We start from the raw sequence: 21,519 nt of genomic DNA, 5'->3' as shown, positions 1-21,519 counted from the left end.
CTACACGCGTGGCCCCATTGTCGGCGCCCGCGTCAAGCCCCCTAGCCCGGATAAGCGGGCAAAGCCGGCTTCAATTCAAACAGCAGCTCATCGGGCCGCGAGAATCTGATCCGCCGCCTTCGCGTTGCTATCGATCGCCGTCATCATGCGGGTCTGGGTTTCGAACTGGCGCGCGAGTGAAATCATCTGAACCATCTGTTCGACGATGTTGACGTTGCTCGCCTCGACATAGCCGCCCGCCACCTTCACGGCCGGATCGGCCTCGGCGGGTTGGCCGCTCGCCAATCGGAAGTAGCCGTCGTCACCGCGCTGGATCTGTGCCTCTTCCGGGTTTACCAGTTTCAGGCGCCCCACCACTTCGGCGTTGTTGCGGCTGCCGGTACGCGGAATCGCACTGATCGTGCCGTCGCTGGCAATTTCGTAGCTGTTGTCAGGCGGCAGCGCGATCGGTCCGCCCTCACCGAGCACCTGCAGACCGCGCTCATTGACGAGTTCGCCGTTGGCGCTCACTTCAAACCGGCCGGCGCGGGTGTAGGCCTCGCCACCGTCCGAGGTTTGCACCGCAAACCAGCCTTTGCCGTTGATCGCTGCATCGAGCGCGCGACCGGTGGACTGCAGCGCGCCGGGTGTGAAGTCGTTCGCCACACTGGCATCAACAACAAATGCGCGCGACGGCAAGGCTTGTGTCTGCACCGGCACCGCCCGCAGGCGGTGCAGCTCCGAGCGGAAACCGTCGGTGGTGGCGTTGGAGAGGTTGTGTCCAACCGATGCCTGTTGCAGCAGAGTGCTCTTGGCGCCGGTCATCGCTGTATAAATCGCACGGTCCATTTGTGGTTTCCGTTTCCGTTGGCTTGACTGCTTTGGCTACGTGCGGGTCACAACCCCTCCTCAGCCGACCCTTACCGCAGGTTGACCAGGGTTTGCAGGATCTGGTCCTGCGTCTTGATCGACTGCGAATTCGCCTGATAGCTGCGCTGCTGGGTAATCAGATCGACCAGCGCAGCAGTGATATCCACGTTGGACTCTTCAACAGCACCCGCCTGCACCAACCCGAGACTGCCCGAACCCGGGCTGCCGACCAGCGGCTGGCCGGATTCCGGCGACTCGCCCCACAGGTTCTGACCGAGCGACAGCAGGCCGTTCGGGTTGGCAAAGCTCGCCAGTACCGTCTGGCCGAGGATCTTCGATTGGCCGTTGCTGTAGCGGCCCTGCAAGGTGCCGTCCTGCGCGATCGTCACGCCCGACAAGCGACCCGATGCATAACCGTCCTGCACTTGACGGTTAATACCAAACGCACTGCCGTACTGGGTCGTACCCGTGAAATCCAGGTCAAACGAGATAGGAGAGACGGCGCCAAACGATGCAGCAATCGTAGCCGTCATCGCAATCGGCATGGCCGTCGTCAGCGTGCCAGAGGAGTCGAAGGCCAGCGGTGTCGGCCCTGTTGTAACCGCGCCGTCAACCGAGGTGTGCATGTCCCAGGTGCCGCCGCCGCTCTTCACGAAGTACATCGTGTAGATGTGCGAATTGCCGAGGGAGTCAAAGATAGACACCGAGGTCGACGAGTTGTACGACAGCGGATCGGGTAGCGGCGCTGCGGCCGTGCTGGTGAAGGGCACCGTCGGCACCGTCTGACGGGAATCAAGATTGATCCCCATCTTCACCGACTCGGTCTGCTTCGGTTGAAGATCCGCAGTGTTCAGGTAAATGTCGGTCGGCGTCGCCGGCAGGATCACGCCAAGGGAGTTTGCGGGATAGCCTTGCAAACGATAGCCCGCGGAATTAACGATGTATCCGTTCTTGTCGATCTCAAACTGTCCGTTGCGAGTATAGGAGATCGTTCCTCCCGGCTGCTGCACTCGGAAGAAGCCGTTGCCGTTGATCGCCAGGTCGAGCGGGTTGCCAGTCGGGGTGATGTTGCCCTGGTTGAACAGCTGCGCCACGGCGCCGACGTTCACACCGATACCGACCTGCACACCGGCAGCCGCGCCGTTGAGCGCCGCGGCGTACACGTCGTTGAATTTGGTCTGCGCGCTCTTGAAGCCGATCGTGCTGGTGTTGGCGACGTTGTTGCTGATGACGTCGATCGCCTTGGATGCGCCGTTAAGCCCGCTGAGGCCTTGCTGGAATGCCATGGTCCTTCTCCTCGCCCGCTCAGGACAGAATCCGCTTGATGTCCGACATCGAGAACATGCCAAGACGGCCTACTTCAATGTCCACACCCTTCGCACCGCGCACGATGCTGCTGACCGTGCCGAGTTGCAGCGCGGTGGCGTCGACGTTCTTGTCGCCCTGCACCGCACTGACCTTGATCGTGTAATTGCCGGCGGCTGCATCGGCGCCGGCGCTGGTCTTGCCATCCCAGGTGAACACATGGGAGCCTGCTTCGAGATCGCCCAGATCGAGGTTGGCCACCTCGGACCCGTTCGAGTCGATGATCGAAACCTTGACCTTGTCGGCCGCTGAAGCGAGCTCCACGCCACCCAGCGCCTGACCCTGATAGAGCTGAAGACCCTTGCCGTCGACCAGCACACCCCGGCCCACCATCGCGGCCGCCTGCATCGTCTCGTTGGTCTGGAAGGTGCCCAGCATCGATTCGAGCGTGCTGTTCACTTTCTTCAGACCATCCACCGTGCTGATTTGCGCGAGCTGCGACGTCATCTGCGAGTTGTCCAGCGGATTCATCGGGTCCTGATTCTTCAGCTGCGTGGTCAGCATGGTCAGGAAGCGATCCTGCGACACCGCGTCGGTACTGGTGCTGCTCTTCTTGCTCGTGCCGTTGAGGGCATTGAGCAGATCCAAGCTGACGACGCCGGCGCCAGTATTCGTGTTGTTCGAGATAAACATCGTTGAGCTCCTGCTTAGCCCTGACCGATTTGCAGCGTGCGCTGCATCAGGGTCTTGGCGGTATTCATCACTTCAGCGTTGGTCTGATATGAACGGGAGGCCGACAGCATGTTGACCATTTCCTCGACGACATCCACGTTCGGCATCTGCACATAGCCTTCGGCGCTCGCAGCGGGATTCTTCGGGTCGTACACCATCCTGCCAGGCGCGGCGGACTCGACCATCTGCTTCACATGGACGCCCATCGCGCCGCTGCCGCCCATCGGCGTTGCCTCAAAGATCACCTGCTTGGCGCGATAGGGCTGTCCATCGGCCTTCACGATGCTTTCGGCGTTGGCCAGATTGCTCGCGACCGCATTGAGGCGCACCGACTGCGCACTGAGTGCCGACCCCGCCACGTTGAAAACATTAAGCATGCTCATGATGGCCGCCCGCGCTTACTGGTTCTGGATCGCTTGCTGCATCGAGCGCAGCAGGCCGTTGATGAAGGTCAGGCTCGCCTCGTACTGCACCGCATTCTCGGCAAACGCGGAACGCTCGACGTCCATATCCACCGTGTTGCCATCGACCGCCGACTGCTCCTCCTGACGGTATTTGACGAACGGCGCGAGCGGCGCCTTGACACCCCCCTCGATATGCCGCTGAGCCGTTGTCGTCAGCGCAAGCGGCTTGACCTTGCCATCCAGTGCGCCCATGAGCGCCTCCTTGAAATCAATGTCCCGCGCCTTGTAGTGCGGGGTATCGGCGTTTGCGATGTTGGCCGCGAGCAACTCCTGGCGATAAGCCCGCGCATTCAGCGCGGCTTGCTGGAACCCGAGGTGACGGTCTAGAGCGGTCATGGTCATCGCAAATCTCCTGGTGGCCCGGTCTGCAGTAAGCGGTCCGAATCACTCGCCTACCTCTTTGCAGCTTCCGTGCCAGCATTCTCAGGGCTAGCACCATGCGGCCTTGCGCCGAAAAGACCGGGATTCAGGCGGCAATTCGTGCGCGAGCGGCCAGCACTGCCGGCAAGCCTTGCCGCCGGCACGGCAAACGCCGACCGTGTGACAATCGCGCCATGCGAGCCAAGTCAGTCCAACGCTTCCTGATCGCCACGCTGCTGCTGTTCGCCCTGCCGAGCAGCCCGGCCGCACCAGAGAACGACGCCCGACAGGCGCTGCGCGAGGCAGTCACGCAGTTCCTTCTTGCCGACGCGTCGCGCGGCAACCAAGTCGCCACGGTTGAAATTGCCGATACCGCAATCCCCCGCAACGCCAAGCGCTGCAGCGCACTGCAGCCCTTTCTGCCAAGCGGCCAGCGCGCCTGGGGGCATACCACGGTGGGCGTTCGCTGCCCGCAACCCGCCTGGACACTGTTCATCCCGGCACGCGTCAGGGTTGAAGACGACTACCTGATCGCCGCCCGACCGCTGGCCGCCGGCGAAGTACTGAACACGCAGGATTGGGAAGTACGCCGCGGTGACATCGCCGCGCTGCCGCCAGGCACCCTGACGCGCCCCGAGCAGGCCGCCGGTCGCATACTGCGGCAAGCCGTACCGGGTGGCACCGCCTTGCGCAGCAACCAGCTTCTGGTGGTACAGGCCGTGGAACGCGGGCAGCGCGTCCAGGTCATATCGCAAGGACCCGGCTTTCAGGTTGCGAACGAAGGGGTCGCACTGACTGCCGCCGCCGATGGCCAGCCGGTCCAGGTGCGGCTCGAATCCGGCCGCGTGCTGCAGGGCATCGCCCGCACCGGAGGCCGCGTCGAGGTGGGGCAGTAGAGAAAAACCGGCCCTGCGGAATGATGAAAAATGCTTAAAGTTCCGCGAGATAGCGCCGTTAAACCTGACAACAAGCCGAAGAAGACCTTGCTGACGGTGCGAATGCCACGCCGCAAGGTCATCGAACAGGCGAAAACAGGAGCGACATCATGAAGATCGAAGGTTCGTACAAGTCCGTCGGCAACGCCGGCGACGTAAAGGCTCGAGGTACGCGCGAGAGCGCGGCCAAGCCCGGCGCTGAAGCGGGTTCCAAGGTTGACGTATCGCCCTTGGCTTCGCGCCTGCAGCAAATGGAAGCAACCCTGTCGGGAGTGCCCGAAGTGGATGCGGCCAAGGTCGGCGAACTCAAGCAAGCCATCTCGGACGGACGTTTCCGCGTCAATCCGGAAAAAGTGGCCGACGGCTTGATCGAGAGCGTCCGCCAGATGCTGCAAGCCCAGCCTCGCCAGGCTTGATTTCGCGCACGCCAAGGCTGCTTAGCGCTTGAACCCGACTGCCCTGCTCCAAGCACAGTTTTCCGCTCTGCTGGCCGAAGTCTCGGGCCAGCTGGAGCGGTTCGTTCGTCTACTTGAGGACGAACACGAACTGTTGATTACCGGCCAGATCGAGGCCTTGCTGAGCCTGGCGGAAGACAAGACCGCCGCGGTACGCCAGTTGCAGCAGGCGGAAAACGCCCGCGCGCTACTGCTCAGCCGTTCCGGTATCGATGCACGAGCGGGCAAGATCGCAGAATTCATCGCGCAGCTACCCGAGCAGACGCAGCGTGCATGGCGCCACTACCTTGATCTGGCCGCACGCGCGCAGCAGCTCAACCTGCGCAACGGCGAGTTCATCCGGGATCAGCTGCGGGCCAATCAACAAGCGATGAGCGTGCTGCTCGCGAGCACCGGCCCCAGTCTTTACGACGCCGACGGCGTGACATCAAGCCGCCCGGGCGGCCGACTTTTCGGTCGCGCCTGAGCGGCACTTCGGCATCAGCGCCCAAGCCGAATCACCCCCGCCACCACATCACTCCGGCAGTGTGGCCCCGAGCGCGGCTCCCCCAGGATTGGGTGTCACCGGCCCGACCGCGGGCGCTTCAGCGCTCGGCGGCAACATCGACTCGACATGGATGCTGACCCGGCGATTGCGTTGCCGGCCTTCAGCCGTGCTGTTGTCGGCAATCGGCCGCTGATCAGCGTAACCCGCCACCGTCAGCCGGCGCGCATCGACACCGGTGTCAATGAACAAGCGCACCACCGAACTCGCACGCACTGACGACAGTTCCCAGTTCGATGCGAACGCCGCCGTGGCGATCGGGATGTTGTCCGAGTGCCCCTCTACGCGAATCGGAAAGTCGCCCTGCGCGAGCACCTCCCCCACAGCACGCAGCGCACGCACCGCGTCACTCCCAAGATAGGCTTCGCCGGGGTTGAACAGCGCACTGGCGTTGATTTCGATCGAGATGCCGTGCGCGCCCTCGTTCACCGAAACCTGCCCGCCACGCACCAGCGGTTCAAGCACCCGGCGCACCTGCTCCGCCATGCTGTGCATCTGCTGGCGTGCCTGCACCCGCGCCTCGCTCTCCGCCGGCGACTTTTGCACCTTCGCCTGCTGCGGCACCGCCCCGGCAATCGACGCCCGCGGCACGATCTGCATACCATCGGCGTTGGTCGTCACGTTACGGAAGGCGCTGACCAGTGAGTTGGAAAGCACCCGGTACTTACCCTCGTTGATCGAACTCAGCGCATACATCACGACGAAGAACGCAAACAGCAGCGTAATGAAGTCCGCATACGAAACGAGCCAGCGCTCGTGGTTCTCGTGTTCTTCCTCGTGTTTGCGGCGGCCCATGGTGCGTTCCGTTAAATGCGCTCAAGACAATGAAAAGAACGGCGTAGGCCGCCATAACTTGAGCCGCCGGCAGCCCGAGCGTTCCGATCTGATATGACGGATGCCGCGCGGGCGCGCTCTGCCACGTTCAGGCACAGCTGCCGCGCTATTGAACAAAGGTTTTTTCTGGCACCCAGAACGGGTGCCTCGACGCATCAGGTCACGTAGCCCTGCAAACGGCTCTCGATGATGCGCGGGTTGTCGCCATGGGCGATGCCAACCAGACCGTCCACCAGCATTTCGCGTACGGCGACGAGCTGAGAAATGTGCGCCTGCAGCTTCTTCGCGATCGGCAGGAAGATCAGGTTAGCCGAGCCCACGCCGTAGATCGTCGCCACAAAAGCGACCGCGATACCGGCCCCAAGCTTGGAGGGGTCGGAGAGGTTCTCCATCACATGGATCAGGCCCATCACTGCGCCGAGAATGCCGATGGTGGGCGCATAACCGCCCGCGGCCTCCCAGACTTTGGCGCTGGTTTTCATCTGCTGCTCCCAGGCGCCAATCTCAACCTCCAGCACCTCGCGCAGCCGATCGGGCTCAACGCCATCGACCAGGAGCTGAAGCCCTTTGGCGGCAAAGCTGTCTTTCAGCCCCATCGCCTGCCCTTCCAGCGCGAGCAGACCTTCCTTGCGGGCAATCCCGCTCCACGACACGATCTGTTCGATCACGCGGCGAAACGGCGGCACCGGCGGCACGAAGATCCATGCCCCCATCCGAAGCCCCTGCCGGAATACCGTGAATGGACTCTGCAGCATCACCGCGCCGAGCGTGCCGCCGATCACGATCAGGAAAGCCGTCGGCTGCACCAGCGAGCCGATGTGACCGCCCTCCAGCACTTGGCCGCCAACGATGGCAGTCAAGCCGACGATGAGGCCGAGGATGCTGATCTTATCCACGGCGCGCGCCTTGGTCAGATCGACGCACGGCGCCCGCGGGCACTGGCAGCATGGCTACGCACCTGGCCGGAGATGCGCGAACGCAAGCGCGCAATGGCCTGGCTGTGCAGCTGGCAGACGCGCGATTCGGACACGCCGAGCACTTCGCCAATTTCGCGCAGGTTCAGGTCTTCCTCGTAGTAGAGGCCCATCACCATCTTTTCGCGCTCGGGCAGATCGTCGATCGCCTTGATCAGCGATTCGCGCATCTTCTTGTCTTCCAGCATGTCGAGCGGGTCGGCTTCGTTGCCGGCAACATGGCGTTCGAGGAAGTCTTCTTCTTCCTCGTCGCTGAAGTCCTCGAAGTACACCAGCTGATAGCCGCGCGCTTCCTGCAGCATCTTCTGATAATCCGCCAAGGTCATGCCGAGCGTTTCGGCCAGTTCCTTCTCGGTCGGCTGGCGGCCGTGGCGCTGCTCCAACTGGTGGATCGCGCTTTCGATTCGGCGCATCTCGCGGCGCAAGCTGCGCGGCAACCAGTCGTTTTCGCGCAGACCGTCAAGCATGGCACCGCGGATACGCTGCACGGCGTAGGTTTCAAACTGAGCACCAAGGCCTTCTTCGTAGCGCCCGATCGCGTCGAGCAGGCCCAGCATGCCGTTCTGGATGATGTCTTCAACCTGCACGCTCGCCGGCAGCTTGGCCATCAGGTGATACGCAATACGCTTCACCAGTGGAACGTACTGCGTGACGAGTTGATTCTTGTCTAGCGTTCCCGATGCGGTGTACATCGTGTGACTCTCTCTTCTACGGTCTCGTTCGAGGCTTCGGGCGAAGCCTCCCTGCCGTCACTACTCACACTATCGGCCGCCTGAGAGGGAAATTGAGCCCTATTTCAGGAATTTTTCTATCGGCTCACAGGGCGAGCGCCATCGAAGCGCGCTGCCTTCGCCGCGCCAGACCCAGTACGCGATCCAGAAATACACCATCCGTCGTGCTGTCCGAAGCAGCCGCAGCAGCTGCTGCACATGCATCAAGCCCCTTCACCCGGCGCAGGGCCAGATTCGTTTGCCGGTGACCCACCAGAATCAGGTTGGCGAGCAAGGCCTCTGCCTCATCCTGATCACGCGGATTGGCCAAGGCGAGGTCGATTTGCGGCCACGGGCCACCATCGAGCTGCTTGATCATTGCGTAGGCCTCGGTGATCGCACGCGGAGAGCCATCTACCACCACCACCATGCGGTGCGCAGCGCTCGCCAAGGGCGACAGGCTGCGGCGTTCGTCCGGTCGTGCGTGGATCAGCCACAGATCGCAGCCTCGCTGCAGCGCGCGGCATGTATCGGCAAAGCGCTCGCTGAGTACGCGGTCAGCACCGTTAAGCGCACGCGCCAGTCGCGCCGACGAGTACAGCGACAACCCGGGCCCCGCTTCGACACGCGCCGCCTCAAGCGAGACATGGCGCTCTACCGCTTGCAGAAGGTCAAAGCGCGCCGCAGCACCCAGCGCATCGGCCAAGTTGCCACAGCTCGCCATCTCATCGAACACGGTGACCTGGCGCCCACCTTGTGCGCGGGTCAGCGCTTGCCCCGCCAGCCAGTGCATCGCACCGGCCCCGAAGGCACTCACCGCCACCACTTGCGGCGGGGCGCGGCGCAACAGACGGCGCAGGCCCGCAGCTTGATCCTCGAATCCGGGTTTCATGCGCGGGCTCCGTCGTTGTCACGATTACGGGGGGCCGAGCTGAGCAGACCAGCATCCTCCGGCGTCAGGCGGAAGGGCGAATCCGGCGCCAGTTCGCGCAGCGCACGGTGCGTCAGCCACGCACGATTTGGCAGATGCAGGTCTTCCGGCACGCGCTGGCCGTTTGCAATGTAGTAGGCACGCAGTTCGTGGCGGATCACCACGTCAAGCGCCGGCGCCAGCGATGCGGCCTCGTCGGTCTTGCTCAGGATGCAACCGGCGAGATCCGGGCCCTCGTAGGCACGCACCACGTCTTCCAGTGTATCGCCGCGACTGGTTGAATTGAGCAGCAACAGCCGGCGCACGTGGCCGGCACCCGACAGCATCGCGGCCTGCTCGGCCACCATCTTGTCGCGCTGGCTCATGCCGATCGTGTCGATCAGCACCATGTGTTTGCCCGCCAGATCCTGCAGCGTGCGGCGCAGTTCGGAGGCATCGCGCACGGTATGAACCTGCACGCCAAGAATGCGGCCGTAGATGCGCAGTTGCTCGTGCGCGCCGATCCGGTAGCCGTCCGTAGTGATCAGTGCAAGGCGGTCCGCGCCATGGCGCACCACACAGCGGGCCGCCAGTTTCGCTGCCGTGGTGGTCTTGCCGACGCCGGTCGGCCCCACCAGTGCATACACGCCGCCACGTTCGATCAGATCCGACTCGGATTCGAGCGTCAGCATGCGCCGGCTGATCTGGTTGCGAACCAGGCTGCGCGCCTGGTCGGCTGTCACATCGCCCGGCACCACTTCGGCCAGCTCGCGCGACAGTTGCGCAGAGAAGCCGGCTTCAAGCAGTTCGCTCATGATCTGCGCGCGCACCGGTGCGCCGCGCGTCAGCTCGCCCCACGCAAAACCAGCCAGTTGGCGCTCGATCATGCCGCGAATGGCGCCCATTTCATCCGCCATCTTGGCGTTGGCGGCTTCCAGCGCGCGTACCTTATCGGCGGCCGCAGCTTCTGCGGCTTGGCGGGCAAGTTCGGCGGCCTGCAACTCGGCTTTCTGCTCAGCTTGCCGATCGCGGCGTGCGGCCGGCGCGCTTGGCTGGCGTGCCGGACGCGGGTAGTCGTCGGCCGCTTCGGCACGCAGTTCAGCACGCTGAGCCCACGGATTCTCCGGCGGCGTGCTGCGTTCCAGCGGTGGTTCTTCAGGGCGGCCGTAGCGATCAACACGCGGCGGAATGAAGGGGCGGATCTGCGCATGCGGGTCACTTACCGCATGCGGCACACCTTCCGCCAGCCCCTGATTGAGCGACATATCACTACCGCCGGCACGTGCAACACGGGTACTGAGACTGACGCGGAAGTCAGCATCGTCGCTCGCTGGCGCCTGCATGCGTGGCGCAGCAGCGCGCGGCTGCGCAGCCTCGACGCGGATCGGCGCAGCGGCCGGTGCCGGGGCGGGGGGCGTCGGCGCAGCGGCCGTGCGCGTTTGCGCACGAATACCGGCCTGCACCGCGCCAACCTCTTCGCTCGGCAGCGCCAGAATCTCGACGCCGCCATCAACCGCCCGGTTCGAAAGCACCACGGCGTCGTTGCCGAGTTCTTCCTTAACGAGCCGAAGCGCGTCGCGGGCGGTGCGGCCGTAGTAACGCTTGACGTTGATCATCGTGAGCCTCCGGTGCTGCTTGCCTTGCGCGGCGAGGGCCGCAAATCTTCTATCCCGTGTCAGCAAATGCCATTCCACCCTGCGGTGGACACATCTGGCATTGCCTGGGACCGATTATTCGCTGCTGACCACCGCGGCAAGCGGCAGAACACGCCGGGAAAAACCGGCCATTTCTGCCGCATGGCATGCCGCAATGAAAAATGGCGCCCGCCGGCGCCATCGAGATCCGGAAACTGGAATCACCCCTTGCCACCAATGATTGCGGTGACACGGATGTTGCGCGACTCGGGCACCTCGGAGTTCGCCAGCACGCGCATGTTCGGCACGGCACGGCGCAGGAAGCGCGCGAGCAGCCAACGCAACTGGTTGGGCACCAGCAGCACCGGCGGCAAACCGAGGTCTTCCTGTCGTTGTGCAGCCCCGGCCGCTTCGCGCATGAGGTTGTCGGCAAGATTCGGCTCCAGCACACCTTCGCCGCCGCCGGACTGCATGGCCTGCAGCAGCAGGCGCTCCAGCGTCGGATCGAGTGCCATGACCTGCAGCTCGACGCCGCCGGGGAACATCTGCTGCACGATCGCACGGCCCAGCGCTGTGCGGACTCGCGCGGCGAGCTCCATCGGGTCCTGCGTGCGGGTGGCCTGCTCCGCCAGTGTCTCGATGATGGTGCGCATGTCGCGGATGTTGACGCCCTCTTCCAGGAGGTACTGCAACACACGTTGCAGCACATGCAGCGGCATGAGCTTGGGCACCAGATCCTCGACCAGCTTGGGCGAATCCTTCGCGATGTGATCGAGCAGCGACTGCGTCTCGGTCCGCCCGAGCAGATCCGCCGAGTGCCCGATGATCACGTGGTTCAGGTGCGTAGCGACGACGGTGCTGGCATCGACCACGGTATAACCCATCGCATGCGCCTGCTCGCGCAAGCCCGCTTCGATCCAGATCGCCGGAAGGCCGAACGCGGGATCGCGCGTCTGGTTGCCCGGCAAGGGGCCGCTGACCCGGCCCGGGTTGATCGCCAGATACATGCCCGGATAGGCGTCGCCGGTGCCGATCTCGACGCCCTTGAGCGTGATGCGATAAGCGTTCGGGCGCAGCTCCAGGTTGTCGCGGATATGCACCGGCGCGGCGAGGAAACCAACGTCCTGCGCGAACTTCTTGCGCAGACCGCGGATGCGGCGCAGCAGTTCGCCGTCCTGCCCTTTGTCCACCATCGGAATCAGCCGGTAGCCCACTTCCAGACCCAGCACATCCACCGGCGTTACATCCGCCCAGCTCGCTTCGTTGGATTCGGCCGGCGCAGTTGGGGTCGGTGCGGCAAACGATTCAGCCGCCTCCGCATCCGCCTTCGCCTTCTTGCTCAGATGCCACGCGCCCCAGCCAAATGCCGACGCCAGCAGCAAGAAGACGAAGTTCGGCATGCCGGGAATCAGGCCCATCAGGCCCAGGATCGCGGCCGTCAGCAGCATCACTGTCGGGTTGGCAAAGACCTGACCGATGACCTGCGCACCGACGTCCTGATCATCGCCGACGCGCGACACCACCATACCGGCCGCCACCGAAATCACCAGCGCGGGCAACTGGGCAACAAGGCCGTCACCGATCGCCAGCAGGGTGTAGACCTTGCCGGCTTCCGCCGCCGACAGGTCGTGCTGAACGATACCGACGATCAGCCCGCCGAACACGTTGATCACCATGATCAGGATGCCGGCCACGGCGTCGCCGCGCACGAACTTCGATGCACCGTCCATCGCGCCGTAGAAGTCTGCTTCCTGACTGATCTCGGAACGGCGGCGCTTGGCCTCCTTGTCGTCGATCAGGCCGGCGTTAAGGTCGGCGTCGATCGCCATCTGCTTGCCCGGCATTGCATCCAGGGTGAAGCGGGCGCCGACCTCGGCGATCCGCCCAGCACCCTTGGTGATCACGACAAAGTTGATCACTGTGAGGATGATGAACACGATGATGCCGACTGCCGTATTGCCACCGACGAGGAAGTGGCCAAACGCCTCGATCACTTTGCCGGCGGCGTCCGGACCGGTATGCCCTTCGAGCAGCACAACCCGCGTCGAGGCAACGTTCAAGGACAGGCGTAGCAAGGTGGTGGTCAGCAACACCGTCGGAAAGGCCGAGAAATCCAGCGGCTTGCGGGTGTACATCCCCACCAGCAGAACCATCACCGCCACCGCAAGGTTGAAGGTGAATAGCAGATCGAGCAGGAAGGCCGGCAGCGGCAACACCATCATCGCCAGCACCATCACGATCAGGATGGGGGCGGCGAGCTGGCGGATGTTGGCCGGCGAGAAAATCTCGCGCAGGTCTACGGTGTTAGCGTTACTGGCCATGCTTCGGCTCCTTCAACGCGGCAACCGCCGCGCGATGCGCAGCGGTCATCCGGCAAGTTCTGATCTGCATTTTCATTGCGGCGCCCCTGGCACGCCGTGGGCCGGGTCCAGCTTCGGTGGCACCGGCAAGTGCGATGGTTCGGCCGGCGGCGTCACGCCGTTTGCCGCGGCGTGACGCAAGGTGAAGACCCACGCCATCACTTCGGCCACCGCGGTGTAGAGCGCGGCAGGCACCTCGTCGCCGATTTCGGTATGGCGATACAGCGCGCGCGCAAGCGGCGGTGCTTCCAGCAGCGGCACCTGGTTGGCGCGCGCCACCTCTCGGATCTGCTGCGCCACCAGGTCGCTCCCCTTCGCCACCACCCGCGGCGCGCGCATCGAGGCGCCGTCGTAGCGGATTGCCACCGCGTAGTGCGTCGGGTTGGTGACTACCACATCCGCCTTGGGCACTTCCTGCATCATGCGGCGGCGGGCCATTTCGCGCTGGCGCTGGCGGATGCGGCCCTTGATCTGCGGGTCGCCTTCCTGCTGCTTGAATTCCTGCTTCAGCTCATCCTTGGTCATACGCAGCTTGCTGTAGTACTGCCACAGCTGGAACGGCACATCGACCAGCGCAATCAGAACGAGCCCGGACACCAGTGTCAGCGTGGACGACAGAATCATCTCGGCGAACTCGGACAGCCCCGGCTCCACCGCCATCACCATCAGGTGTAGCGACTGCTCACCGCGCGACTTCATGACCGAGTAGCCGATCGTGCCGATCAGCACCGCCTTGAGCAGCGCCTTCACCAGCTCTGACAACCCGTGCATCGAGAACAAGCGCATCAGGCCGGACACCGGATTCAGGCGCGAGAACTGGAACGAGAAGGCCTTCGTGGAGACGTTGAATCCACCCACGGCAATCGGCCCCGCCATCGCCGCAATCACCAGCACCAGGAACAGCGGCAGCAAGGTCGTCAGCCCGTCGGTGAAGAGATCGGATAGCGCGCTGATCATCAGCGCCGGGTCTTTGGTCTGGGCAGGCTCAAGTGAGAGCCCCGCGCGCGTGAGCCGCGCCATGCGCTGGTAGAGCCAGCCCCCCAGCACCCACATCGTCGCAACGCCCCCTAGCAGAACGATGAGACTACCCAGCTCGCGCGAACGGGGGACGTTGCCCTCCTGGCGAGCTTGCTCAAGCCGTCGGCCTGATGCTGGTTCTGTACGTTCGAGGTCGCTGTCTTCAGCCATGGCGCATGAACTCCGTGTCGCCGATTATCGGCAACGGAGCCATACGCGACCTCGCGATAAGACGGGGTTAACGACCGCAATTCGTGCTACGCAGGCCCTCACCCACCGCGCGCAGGCCCCGTCAATTGCACTTGCGCCGACGCCCCTTCACCAATCACGCCCGCATGCGCGACCAATTGATGGCCGAGGACAAAAGAAAAGGCCGCCCCGTGGGACGGCCTTCAAGGAGAGAGTCGATGCGTGGGAACCACCCCACGAATTACTTAACGAACCGGATCTCTCCCGACTTTAGGGCTGGGCAAACAAATTTCAGCCCTTCGCAGCCTTATCGATGCCGGCCATGATCTCGCCGATTGCATCTTCCAGGCCGCCCCAGCCGAGCACCTTGACCCACTTGCCCGGCTCGAGATCCTTGTAGTGCTCGAAGAAGTGCACGATCTGGCTGCGCAGCAGCTCGGGCAGGTCGTCGAGGCTCTTGACGCGGTCGTACAGCGACGTGGTCTTGCTGATCGGCACCGCGATCAGCTTGGCGTCTTCGCCACCTTCGTCCTGCATCTTCAGCATGCCGATCGCGCGGCAGCGCACCACGATGCCCGGCAGGAGTGGGAACGGCGTCACCACGAGCACATCAACCGGATCACCGTCGCCGGCGATCGTGCACGGAATGTAGCCATAGTTGCACGGATAGTGCATCGAAGTACCCATGAACCGGTCGACAAACATTGCGCCGGTTTCTTTATCGACTTCGTATTTGATCGGGTCGGCGTGGGCCGGAATTTCGATGATGACGTTGAATTCGCCCGGGGCCTTGCTGCCCGGCGTGACGTTGTGAAGGCTCATGTCGGTCTCTCTCTGTGATTTGGGAACGCGCAGAGTTGAATTTTACCACCCCAAGCTTACGGGTTGCTGCACCGCACCCAAACCCGCGGACTTGCGCTGGATCAGACCGGCCGCGCCACGCGTTGCGCTGGGGGACGAGCGTCCATTAGGATGCCGCAGCGCCCGCGATCGCGGAGTTCTTACGACACGGACGCCAAGAGAGTCGCTTCAGGCAGTTTGACCTTACATAACAAAGGAGTTGCCCATATGTCGACGACCATGGCGTTGTATCTCGCCTTGGCCTGTGGCCTTGCAGCCGTCTTGTACGGCTTCATTTCACGCAGTTGGATTCTTTCGCAAGACCCCGGAAACGCGCGCATGCAAGAAATTGCGGGCGCCATCCAGCAAGGGGCTGCGGCCTACCTCGCAAGGCAGTACAGGACAATCGCCATCGTCGGCGTGGTCCTTGCAGTGCTGATCGGTATTTTCCTTGACCTCACCACCGCAGGCGGCTTTGTCGTCGGCGCCATCCTCTCCGGCGCTTGCGGCTTCATCGGCATGAACGTGTCGGTGCGTGCCAACGTGCGTACCGCACAAGCAGCCACCAAGGGCATCGGCCCGGCGCTGAACGTGGCGTTCCGCGGCGGTGCAATTACCGGCATGCTGGTTGTGGGCCTCGGCCTGCTCGGCGTCGGCCTGTTCTTCTGGTACGTCAGCAAGGGCGCAACCGTGGCCGATTCGGCCACGCTGAAGCCGCTGCTGGGCTTCGCCTTCGGCTCATCGCTGATCTCGATCTTCGCGCGTCTGGGCGGCGGCATCTTCACCAAGGGAGCCGACGTTGGCGCCGACCTGGTCGGCAAGGTTGAAGCCGGCATCCCGGAAGACGACCCGCGTAACCCGGCGGTTATCGCCGATAACGTTGGCGACAACGTGGGCGACTGCGCCGGCATGGCGGCCGACTTGTTCGAAACCTATGCCGTGACGCTGATCGCGACGATGGCGCTGGGCGCCCTGATGGTCGCCGGCGCGCCACTGAACGCGGTGATCTACCCGCTGGTGCTCGGCGGCGTATCGATCATCGCGTCGATCATCGGTTGCAGCTTCGTCAAGGCCAGCCCCGGCATGAAGAACGTGATGCCCGCGCTCTACCGCGGCCTCGCAGTCGCCGGCGTGCTGTCGCTGATCGCGTTTTACTTCGTGACCACAGCGCTGTTCCCGCAACCGGTTCAACTGGTTGGCGGCGCCACGATCACTGCGCTGTCGCTGTTCGGCGCCTGCGTGGTCGGCCTCGTGCTGACCGCCGCGATGGTCTGGATCACTGAGTACTACACCGGCACCGACTACAAGCCCGTGCAGCACATCGCCCAGGCATCGACCACCGGCCACGGCACCAACATCATCGCGGGCCTCGGTGTATCGATGAAGTCCACCGCTTGGCCGGTGCTCTTCGTGTGTGTCGCGATCTTCGTCGCGTACTGGCTCGCGGGCCTGTTTGGCATCGCCGTTGCGGCGACCTCGATGCTCAGCATGGCGGGCATCGTCGTGGCGCTCGACGCTTACGGCCCGATCACCGACAACGCTGGTGGCATCGCCGAAATGGCAGAACTGCCTGACAGCGTTCGCGACATCACCGATCCGCTGGATGCCGTTGGCAACACCACCAAGGCCGTGACCAAGGGTTACGCGATCGGTTCGGCTGGCTTGGCCGCACTGGTGCTGTTCGCCGATTACACCCACGCGCTCGAGACCAAGGGGCTGCATGTCAGCTTCGATCTCTCCAACCACATGGTCATCATCGGCCTCTTCATCGGCGGCCTGATTCCCTACCTGTTCGGCGCGATGGCGATGGAAGCCGTTGGCCGTGCTGCGGGCTCGGTGGTTGAAGAAGTGCGTCGCCAGTTCCGCGAGATCAAGGGCATCATGGAAGGCACGGGCAAGCCGGAATACGGTCGTGCCGTCGACATGCTGACCAGCGCCGCGATCAAGGAAATGATCGTCCCGTCGCTGCTGCCGGTGGTGGTGCCGATCCTGGTCGGTCTGCTGCTCGGCCCGGCCGCACTGGGTGGCCTGCTGATGGGCACGATCGTGACCGGTCTCTTCGTTGCAATCTCGATGTGTACCGGTGGCGGTGCATGGGATAACGCGAAGAAGTACATCGAGGATGGTCACTTCGGCGGCAAGGGCTCGGAAGCACACAAGGCCGCCGTGACCGGCGACACTGTGGGCGACCCGTACAAGGACACTGCCGGCCCCGCGGTCAACCCGCTGATCAAGATCATCAACATCGTCGCGCTACTGATCGTGCCGCTGCTGTAAGCACCTCAGATACGAGACAAGAAAAACGGCCGCATTCAGCGGCCGTTTTCAATTCAGGCGCCGACTTCACCCGGCGCCGGCAACACTGCAGCACATTCAGTCTGCGTCGAACCCCGCATCGCGGATCGCAGCCTTCAGTGTGTCAAGCGCAACGCTTTGCGGATCAAAGCGCACGCAGGCCTCTTTCAACTCCAGCGATACCTGCGCCTCAGCAACACCCTGCTGCGCCAGCAGCACCCGCTCCACCGAACGCACGCAACCTTGGCAGCTCATGCCGCCAACCGAAATCTTCGCAGTATCCATCGTCGTCACCTCGCCACCATCACCGGGCAGTGGGCAAGCTGAACCACTCGCGCCGCCACCGACCCGATCAACACTTTCTCAAGCACGCTGTGCCCGCGCGCCCCCAACCAAATCCAGTCACACCCCCGGTCGACCGCAAACGCGACGATTGTTTCCGCGGGGTGCCCGATCAAAACCTGCTCCTCGAAGCTCAGCCCGGCCGCACGCAGACGGCTTGCCGCCGGCGCCATCGCGATCCGCCCTTCGTCGCTGTAGTAACGGTCCAGCGCGCTCGTTTCAACATGGCGAGTCGCAAAGGTCATTGGTACCGGGTTATGCACCGTAACCAGCACGATCGCGGGCGGCGCGGCAAAGAACTTTACCGCGCGCAGCAGCGCGTCCACGGCGGCAAGCGATGCCGCAGAACCATCCGTAGCAAGTAGGATTTTCATTGCGATCCCTTTCTTATACGTGGCAGATCACGCCCTGCCACAGTTTGCCACCCAAGGTGGCTGCATTCGCCAACCCGAATACCCCGAAGCCCAGCACCACGAGCCCGGCGCCAAAACGCAGCCACGACCGCTGCAACCAACTGCGTAGCCGCGCAGCAAACAATCCGGCCAGCATCAGGTTGGGCAGGGTTCCCAGGCCGAACGACAACATCAGCATCGCGCCGCGTGCCGCGGAGCCGGACACCAAGGCCGTCGCGAGGATGCTGTAGACCAGGCCGCACGGCACAAACCCCCATACCAAGCCAAGCGGATAGGCATTGAGCGGCGTGCGTGCCGGAATGAAGCGCGCACCGTACGGCCGCAACTTCGCCCACAAGCGGCCGCCAAGCCGCTCAATCGGCGCAAGTGGCGCAGTAACGCCCGCCAGATACAGCCCGAGGAGTACCAGCAGCAGATTCGCCAGCACGTAGAAGGTGATCTGCACCGGCAGCAAGCGATTGAGCAGAAAGCCGGTCGAGCCAATCGCACCGAGTACGGTACCGGCAAACGTATAGCTGCTGATGCGCCCAAGGTTATACGCCAGATGGATCGGCCACATGCGCCGGGCCTGCCCCGGCGCGTTGACCGTCAGTGCGGCAACCAATCCGCCGCACATGCCGACGCAGTGCGTTCCACCCAGCAAACCAATCAGCGCCGCAGCAAGGTATCCCGCTTCAGGCATCACGCAACATCCCGGTACCGCCCCGAGGGGCAATCCGTAAGTTTAGCGGCCGCCCCGCGCTCAGATCACCTTGGAGTAGCGAACAACCTCGCGATCACCGCGCAGATGTGCGTCGAACACCATCGCAAGCACACGTGCCAACATGCGTCCAGGGACCGTTACCTCAACGCCTTTGTCGGTCACGACACAGAGCCCGTCACGTTCGCGCGCCCGCAAGGCTTCGATCTCGACGGCAAAATACTCCGCGAAGTTGATCCCCCACGCCTGCTCGAAGGCCGCGTAATCGAGCGAGAAATGGCACATAAGGCTCTGGATGACGGCATAGCGGAGCTGGTCGTCGAACGTCATCTCGTAGCCGCGCACGATCGGCAGTTCATCGCGATCGAGCGTTTCGTAGTAAGCCTCAAGCGTCTTCGCACTCTGTGCGTAAGCCGGGCCCACCTTGCCGATGGACGAGACGCCAAACCCCAGCAGATCGCAGTCCGAGTGTGTCGAATAGCCTTGGAAATTGCGGTACAGCCGGCCGTTGCGTTGCGCCACCGCCATCTCGTCGTCCGGCTTCGCGAAGTGATCCATGCCGATGAACACGTAGCCCGCCTGGGTCAACTTCGCGATCGCCATACCAAGGATCTCAAGCTTCTGATCCGCACTCGGCAAGTCGTCGGCGTTAATCCGCCGCTGCGGCATGAAGCGCGTCGGCAGATGGGCGTAGTTGTAAAGCGCCAGCCGATCCGGCCCGATTTCGAGCACACGGTCGAGGGTCTGGCTGACGCGCTCAACGCTCTGGAAGGGCAAGCCGTAGATCAGATCGATGCTCACCGAGCGGAAGCCATTCGCCCGCGCCGCAGCGATGACTGCCGCAGTCTCCTCGACAGACTGGATGCGGTTCACAGCTTTCTGCACCACGGGATCGAAGTCCTGCACCCCAACGCTCATGCGGTTGAAGCCTTCCGCACCAAGCAACGCAACCGTCTCGGCCGACACACGGCGCGGGTCAACCTCAATCGAATATTCACCCCCCGGCATCAGCGTGAAATGGCGACGAATCGAGCGAAACAAATCGCGGATCTCGCTGTCCGAGAGGAATGTTGGCGTGCCGCCGCCCCAATGCATTTGTGAAACTTCGTGCGAGCCGGCAAGCTGTCCGGCGACGAGGCCCATCTCTTTGTCAAGATAGCGCAGGTAGCGCTCGGCCCGGCTGTGATCCTTCGTGACGATCTTGTTGCACGCGCAGTAGAAGCAGACCGTATCGCAGAATGGAATGTGGAAATATAATGAGAGGGGTTTCTTCAGGCCGCCCTGCGCGCGCAGACCAAGATGTCTTGCGTAGTCGCTACGCCCGAAGCCCTCGTGGAACCTGTCCGCAGTCGGATACGACGTGTAGCGCGGACCGGAAACGTCAAAACGTTGGATGAGATCGCGGTCGAAGACCGGCGTCTGCTCATTCTGATTCATTGTTTATTTTTTCTCTCTGTGGATGCCGGAAGGTGTCATGAACTCGGTCGGAGCCGTTTGATTGCCATCAACTAGCCCCCTTGGAGCACCCGCCTTGGAAAAACCCGCCACGATTCCGCTGACGGCCGTCAATCTTCGCACCGCGTGCACCCAATGTAACCTCAAGGAGCTTTGTCTTCCCGTTGGTCTTGATGATGTTGATCTCGAAAGGATCGACGGCCTCATCACGGCACGCAAGAAGGTCAAGCGGCAACAGCACCTGTACCGGGCTGGCGAACCCTTCGAGGCGATCTATGCGATCCGCACCGGTTTCTTCAAGACCGACATCCTGACCGAAGACGGCCGGGATCAGGTTACCGGCTTCCAGATGGCCGGCGAGATCCTGGGGCTCGACGGCATTTCGAGCGATCGGCATGTGTGCAATGCCGTCGCGCTTGAGGATTCCGATGTCTGCATGATCCCGTTTGAGCGGCTCGAAGAACTCTCGCGCCGGATCGAGCCGCTGCAGCGACAGTTCCACAAGTTCATGAGCCGCGAGATTGTGCGCGAGCAGGGCATCATGATGCTGCTCGGTTCAATGCGCGCGGAAGAGCGGCTTGCGGCCTTCCTGATCAACCTGTCGCAGCGCATGCGCTTGCGCGGTTATTCAGCGTCTGAGTTCCATTTGCGCATGACGCGCGAGGAGATCGGCTCCTACCTCGGGCTGAAGCTGGAAACGGTCAGCCGGGCCTTCTCGAAGTTTCAGGATGACGGACTTATCAGCGTGCACCAGAAGCACATCCAGATTCTGGATGCCGATGGTCTGCGCCGTCTGATCGGTCGCGCAAACGTCTGATCACGCCCAGGGGTTCGGCCGCTTTGTCAGCGCGACCGACACGATGTAGCCCAGCACCAGCAAAGCGGCCGCAAACGCGGCCGCTTTTGTTTGGCGAGTGCGCCCGCGTTTCAACGCGTATGTGCCCAACACAATGTACGCGAGCAGGCCCAACACCTTTGCGGTAAGCCAGTCGTCGTGAAACGGCGCAGCACGAAGCGCCCAAGCAAGAGCAACCGCGGACCCCAGCAAACCGGTATCGACGATGTGCGGCACCACCCTCACCCACCGGCCACGCACCCAGCCTGCTCCCATCAACACACCGACACCTCTCGCGACGAACCCCGTTGCCGAAAGCACAACGAAGCTGACATGAAGGTGCTTGAGCAGCAGGTAATCCATCGAT

The 21,519-nt window shown here is 63.2% G+C and carries 23 protein-coding genes; 5 read left to right on the top strand and 18 right to left on the bottom strand.

The window, feature by feature from the left end; all coding sequences use genetic code 11:
* Nucleotides 1-87 precede the first annotated feature (87 nt).
* From flgF to flgB, 5 genes are all read right to left on the bottom strand, one after another.
* On the bottom strand, nt 88-828 hold the full coding sequence (flgF, locus tag ACE3P0_RS07355; RefSeq protein WP_374401384.1) for a flagellar basal-body rod protein FlgF: 741 nt from the start codon (nt 826-828) through the stop codon (nt 88-90).
* 71 nt (nt 829-899) lie between these two features.
* A complete protein-coding gene (gene flgE / locus ACE3P0_RS07350; protein WP_374401382.1) occupies nt 900-2,135 on the bottom strand; it encodes a flagellar hook protein FlgE in 1,236 nt (411 codons plus the stop codon).
* A 19-nt stretch (nt 2,136-2,154) separates the two neighbouring features.
* Nucleotides 2,155-2,847 (bottom strand): flagellar hook assembly protein FlgD, encoded by a 693-nt coding sequence (locus ACE3P0_RS07345; RefSeq protein ID WP_374401380.1) that lies wholly within the window; start codon nt 2,845-2,847, stop codon nt 2,155-2,157.
* Between the two features lie 14 nt (nt 2,848-2,861).
* Nucleotides 2,862-3,269 carry a flagellar basal body rod protein FlgC gene (gene flgC / locus ACE3P0_RS07340; protein WP_374401378.1) on the bottom strand — a complete coding sequence of 136 codons (408 nt, stop codon included), beginning with the start codon at nt 3,267-3,269 and terminating at the stop codon, nt 2,862-2,864.
* 15 nt (nt 3,270-3,284) lie between these two features.
* The gene (flgB, locus tag ACE3P0_RS07335) at nt 3,285-3,692 is read right to left on the bottom strand and encodes a flagellar basal body rod protein FlgB (RefSeq protein WP_374401376.1); all 408 of its coding nucleotides are present in this window, start codon (nt 3,690-3,692) and stop codon (nt 3,285-3,287) included.
* A 212-nt stretch (nt 3,693-3,904) separates the two neighbouring features.
* Between flgB and flgA the strand changes: the two genes are divergently transcribed.
* The 3 genes from flgA (at nt 3,905) to ACE3P0_RS07320 (ending at nt 5,566) form a co-directional block, all read left to right on the top strand.
* Nucleotides 3,905-4,606, top strand: coding sequence for a flagellar basal body P-ring formation chaperone FlgA (gene flgA, locus ACE3P0_RS07330; protein ID WP_374401374.1), 702 nt, complete (start codon nt 3,905-3,907; stop codon nt 4,604-4,606).
* Between the two features lie 149 nt (nt 4,607-4,755).
* Nucleotides 4,756-5,061 carry a flagellar biosynthesis anti-sigma factor FlgM gene (gene flgM / locus ACE3P0_RS07325; RefSeq protein ID WP_374401372.1) on the top strand — a complete coding sequence of 102 codons (306 nt, stop codon included), beginning with the start codon at nt 4,756-4,758 and terminating at the stop codon, nt 5,059-5,061.
* A gap of 28 nt (nt 5,062-5,089) precedes the next feature.
* A complete protein-coding gene (locus tag ACE3P0_RS07320; RefSeq protein ID WP_374401370.1) occupies nt 5,090-5,566 on the top strand; it encodes a flagella synthesis protein FlgN in 477 nt (158 codons plus the stop codon).
* A gap of 48 nt (nt 5,567-5,614) precedes the next feature.
* Here the strand turns inward: ACE3P0_RS07320 and motD are convergent, their stop codons facing one another.
* The 8 genes from motD to ppa all read right to left on the bottom strand — a co-directional run bounded on the left by motD (nt 5,615) and on the right by ppa (nt 15,094).
* The gene (gene motD, locus ACE3P0_RS07315) at nt 5,615-6,439 is read right to left on the bottom strand and encodes a flagellar motor protein MotD (RefSeq protein WP_374401368.1); all 825 of its coding nucleotides are present in this window, start codon (nt 6,437-6,439) and stop codon (nt 5,615-5,617) included.
* A gap of 194 nt (nt 6,440-6,633) precedes the next feature.
* The gene (locus ACE3P0_RS07310; RefSeq protein ID WP_374401366.1) at nt 6,634-7,374 is read right to left on the bottom strand and encodes a flagellar motor protein; all 741 of its coding nucleotides are present in this window, start codon (nt 7,372-7,374) and stop codon (nt 6,634-6,636) included.
* 14 nt (nt 7,375-7,388) lie between these two features.
* Nucleotides 7,389-8,144, bottom strand: a complete 756-nt coding sequence (locus ACE3P0_RS07305; RefSeq protein ID WP_374401363.1) for an RNA polymerase sigma factor FliA — start codon at nt 8,142-8,144, stop codon at nt 7,389-7,391.
* Nucleotides 8,145-8,268: 124 nt separating this feature from the next.
* Nucleotides 8,269-9,054, bottom strand: a complete 786-nt coding sequence (locus tag ACE3P0_RS07300; protein ID WP_374401362.1) for a MinD/ParA family protein — start codon at nt 9,052-9,054, stop codon at nt 8,269-8,271.
* Nucleotides 9,051-10,685: a flagellar biosynthesis protein FlhF gene (gene flhF / locus ACE3P0_RS07295; protein ID WP_374401442.1), complete on the bottom strand. Its 1,635-nt coding sequence runs from the start codon at nt 10,683-10,685 to the stop codon at nt 9,051-9,053. Before flhF ends, ACE3P0_RS07300 begins: the two co-directional genes overlap by 4 nt.
* Before the next feature lie 242 nt (nt 10,686-10,927).
* Nucleotides 10,928-13,027 (bottom strand): flagellar biosynthesis protein FlhA, encoded by a 2,100-nt coding sequence (gene flhA / locus ACE3P0_RS07290; protein WP_374401361.1) that lies wholly within the window; start codon nt 13,025-13,027, stop codon nt 10,928-10,930.
* Nucleotides 13,028-13,099: 72 nt separating this feature from the next.
* Nucleotides 13,100-14,254 (bottom strand): flagellar biosynthesis protein FlhB, encoded by a 1,155-nt coding sequence (gene flhB / locus ACE3P0_RS07285; protein ID WP_374401359.1) that lies wholly within the window; start codon nt 14,252-14,254, stop codon nt 13,100-13,102.
* Between the two features lie 309 nt (nt 14,255-14,563).
* Nucleotides 14,564-15,094 carry an inorganic diphosphatase gene (gene ppa, locus ACE3P0_RS07280; protein WP_374401357.1) on the bottom strand — a complete coding sequence of 177 codons (531 nt, stop codon included), beginning with the start codon at nt 15,092-15,094 and terminating at the stop codon, nt 14,564-14,566.
* A gap of 246 nt (nt 15,095-15,340) precedes the next feature.
* Here ppa and ACE3P0_RS07275 point away from each other — a divergent pair, with 246 nt between their 5' ends.
* Nucleotides 15,341-17,389: a sodium-translocating pyrophosphatase gene (locus ACE3P0_RS07275; protein WP_374401355.1), complete on the top strand. Its 2,049-nt coding sequence runs from the start codon at nt 15,341-15,343 to the stop codon at nt 17,387-17,389.
* Nucleotides 17,390-17,485: 96 nt separating this feature from the next.
* On the opposite strand, the gene ACE3P0_RS07270 is transcribed toward ACE3P0_RS07275, so the two are convergent.
* The 4 genes from ACE3P0_RS07270 to hemN are packed head-to-tail and all read right to left on the bottom strand — an operon-like array spanning nt 17,486 to nt 20,299.
* A complete protein-coding gene (locus ACE3P0_RS07270; protein WP_374401353.1) occupies nt 17,486-17,692 on the bottom strand; it encodes a heavy-metal-associated domain-containing protein in 207 nt (68 codons plus the stop codon).
* Nucleotides 17,693-17,697: 5 nt separating this feature from the next.
* A complete protein-coding gene (locus ACE3P0_RS07265) occupies nt 17,698-18,123 on the bottom strand; it encodes a universal stress protein (protein WP_374401351.1) in 426 nt (141 codons plus the stop codon).
* Between the two features lie 13 nt (nt 18,124-18,136).
* Nucleotides 18,137-18,844, bottom strand: a complete 708-nt coding sequence (locus ACE3P0_RS07260; RefSeq protein WP_374401349.1) for a sulfite exporter TauE/SafE family protein — start codon at nt 18,842-18,844, stop codon at nt 18,137-18,139.
* A gap of 60 nt (nt 18,845-18,904) precedes the next feature.
* Nucleotides 18,905-20,299: an oxygen-independent coproporphyrinogen III oxidase gene (gene hemN, locus ACE3P0_RS07255; protein ID WP_374401347.1), complete on the bottom strand. Its 1,395-nt coding sequence runs from the start codon at nt 20,297-20,299 to the stop codon at nt 18,905-18,907.
* A gap of 94 nt (nt 20,300-20,393) precedes the next feature.
* On the opposite strand from hemN, the gene fnr reads away from it, so the two are divergent.
* Nucleotides 20,394-21,134 carry a fumarate/nitrate reduction transcriptional regulator Fnr gene (fnr, locus tag ACE3P0_RS07250; protein WP_374401345.1) on the top strand — a complete coding sequence of 247 codons (741 nt, stop codon included), beginning with the start codon at nt 20,394-20,396 and terminating at the stop codon, nt 21,132-21,134.
* Here the strand turns inward: fnr and ACE3P0_RS07245 are convergent, their stop codons facing one another.
* The gene (locus ACE3P0_RS07245) at nt 21,135-21,515 is read right to left on the bottom strand and encodes a SirB2 family protein (protein WP_374401343.1); all 381 of its coding nucleotides are present in this window, start codon (nt 21,513-21,515) and stop codon (nt 21,135-21,137) included.
* Nucleotides 21,516-21,519: the final 4 nt, after the last annotated feature.

The organism is Niveibacterium sp., from assembly GCF_041909475.1.
Classification (GTDB): domain Bacteria; phylum Pseudomonadota; class Gammaproteobacteria; order Burkholderiales; family Rhodocyclaceae; genus Niveibacterium.
This window is presented reverse-complemented; position numbering and strand designations above follow the sequence as displayed.

Bases quoted from the DNA above. Each gene is read 5' to 3' on its own strand.
- flhA (WP_374401361.1), bottom strand. From the start codon at position 13,027: ATGGCCAGTAACGCTAACACCGTAGACCTGCGCGAGATTTTCTCGCCG.
- flgA (WP_374401374.1), top strand. From the start codon at position 3,905: ATGCGAGCCAAGTCAGTCCAACGCTTCCTGATCGCCACGCTGCTGCTG.
- ACE3P0_RS07275 (WP_374401355.1), top strand. From the start codon at position 15,341: ATGTCGACGACCATGGCGTTGTATCTCGCCTTGGCCTGTGGCCTTGCA.
- flgF (WP_374401384.1), bottom strand. From the start codon at position 828: ATGGACCGTGCGATTTATACAGCGATGACCGGCGCCAAGAGCACTCTG.
- ACE3P0_RS07260 (WP_374401349.1), bottom strand. From the start codon at position 18,844: ATGCCTGAAGCGGGATACCTTGCTGCGGCGCTGATTGGTTTGCTGGGT.
- ACE3P0_RS07270 (WP_374401353.1), bottom strand. From the start codon at position 17,692: ATGGATACTGCGAAGATTTCGGTTGGCGGCATGAGCTGCCAAGGTTGC.
- ACE3P0_RS07345 (WP_374401380.1), bottom strand. From the start codon at position 2,847: ATGTTTATCTCGAACAACACGAATACTGGCGCCGGCGTCGTCAGCTTG.
- ACE3P0_RS07300 (WP_374401362.1), bottom strand. From the start codon at position 9,054: ATGAAACCCGGATTCGAGGATCAAGCTGCGGGCCTGCGCCGTCTGTTG.
- ppa (WP_374401357.1), bottom strand. From the start codon at position 15,094: ATGAGCCTTCACAACGTCACGCCGGGCAGCAAGGCCCCGGGCGAATTC.
- ACE3P0_RS07245 (WP_374401343.1), bottom strand. From the start codon at position 21,515: ATGGATTACCTGCTGCTCAAGCACCTTCATGTCAGCTTCGTTGTGCTT.
- flhB (WP_374401359.1), bottom strand. From the start codon at position 14,254: ATGGCTGAAGACAGCGACCTCGAACGTACAGAACCAGCATCAGGCCGA.
- ACE3P0_RS07265 (WP_374401351.1), bottom strand. From the start codon at position 18,123: ATGAAAATCCTACTTGCTACGGATGGTTCTGCGGCATCGCTTGCCGCC.
- ACE3P0_RS07305 (WP_374401363.1), bottom strand. From the start codon at position 8,144: ATGTACACCGCATCGGGAACGCTAGACAAGAATCAACTCGTCACGCAG.
- flgM (WP_374401372.1), top strand. From the start codon at position 4,756: ATGAAGATCGAAGGTTCGTACAAGTCCGTCGGCAACGCCGGCGACGTA.
- flgB (WP_374401376.1), bottom strand. From the start codon at position 3,692: ATGACCATGACCGCTCTAGACCGTCACCTCGGGTTCCAGCAAGCCGCG.
- hemN (WP_374401347.1), bottom strand. From the start codon at position 20,299: ATGAATCAGAATGAGCAGACGCCGGTCTTCGACCGCGATCTCATCCAA.
- flgC (WP_374401378.1), bottom strand. From the start codon at position 3,269: ATGAGCATGCTTAATGTTTTCAACGTGGCGGGGTCGGCACTCAGTGCG.
- flgE (WP_374401382.1), bottom strand. From the start codon at position 2,135: ATGGCATTCCAGCAAGGCCTCAGCGGGCTTAACGGCGCATCCAAGGCG.
- motD (WP_374401368.1), bottom strand. From the start codon at position 6,439: ATGGGCCGCCGCAAACACGAGGAAGAACACGAGAACCACGAGCGCTGG.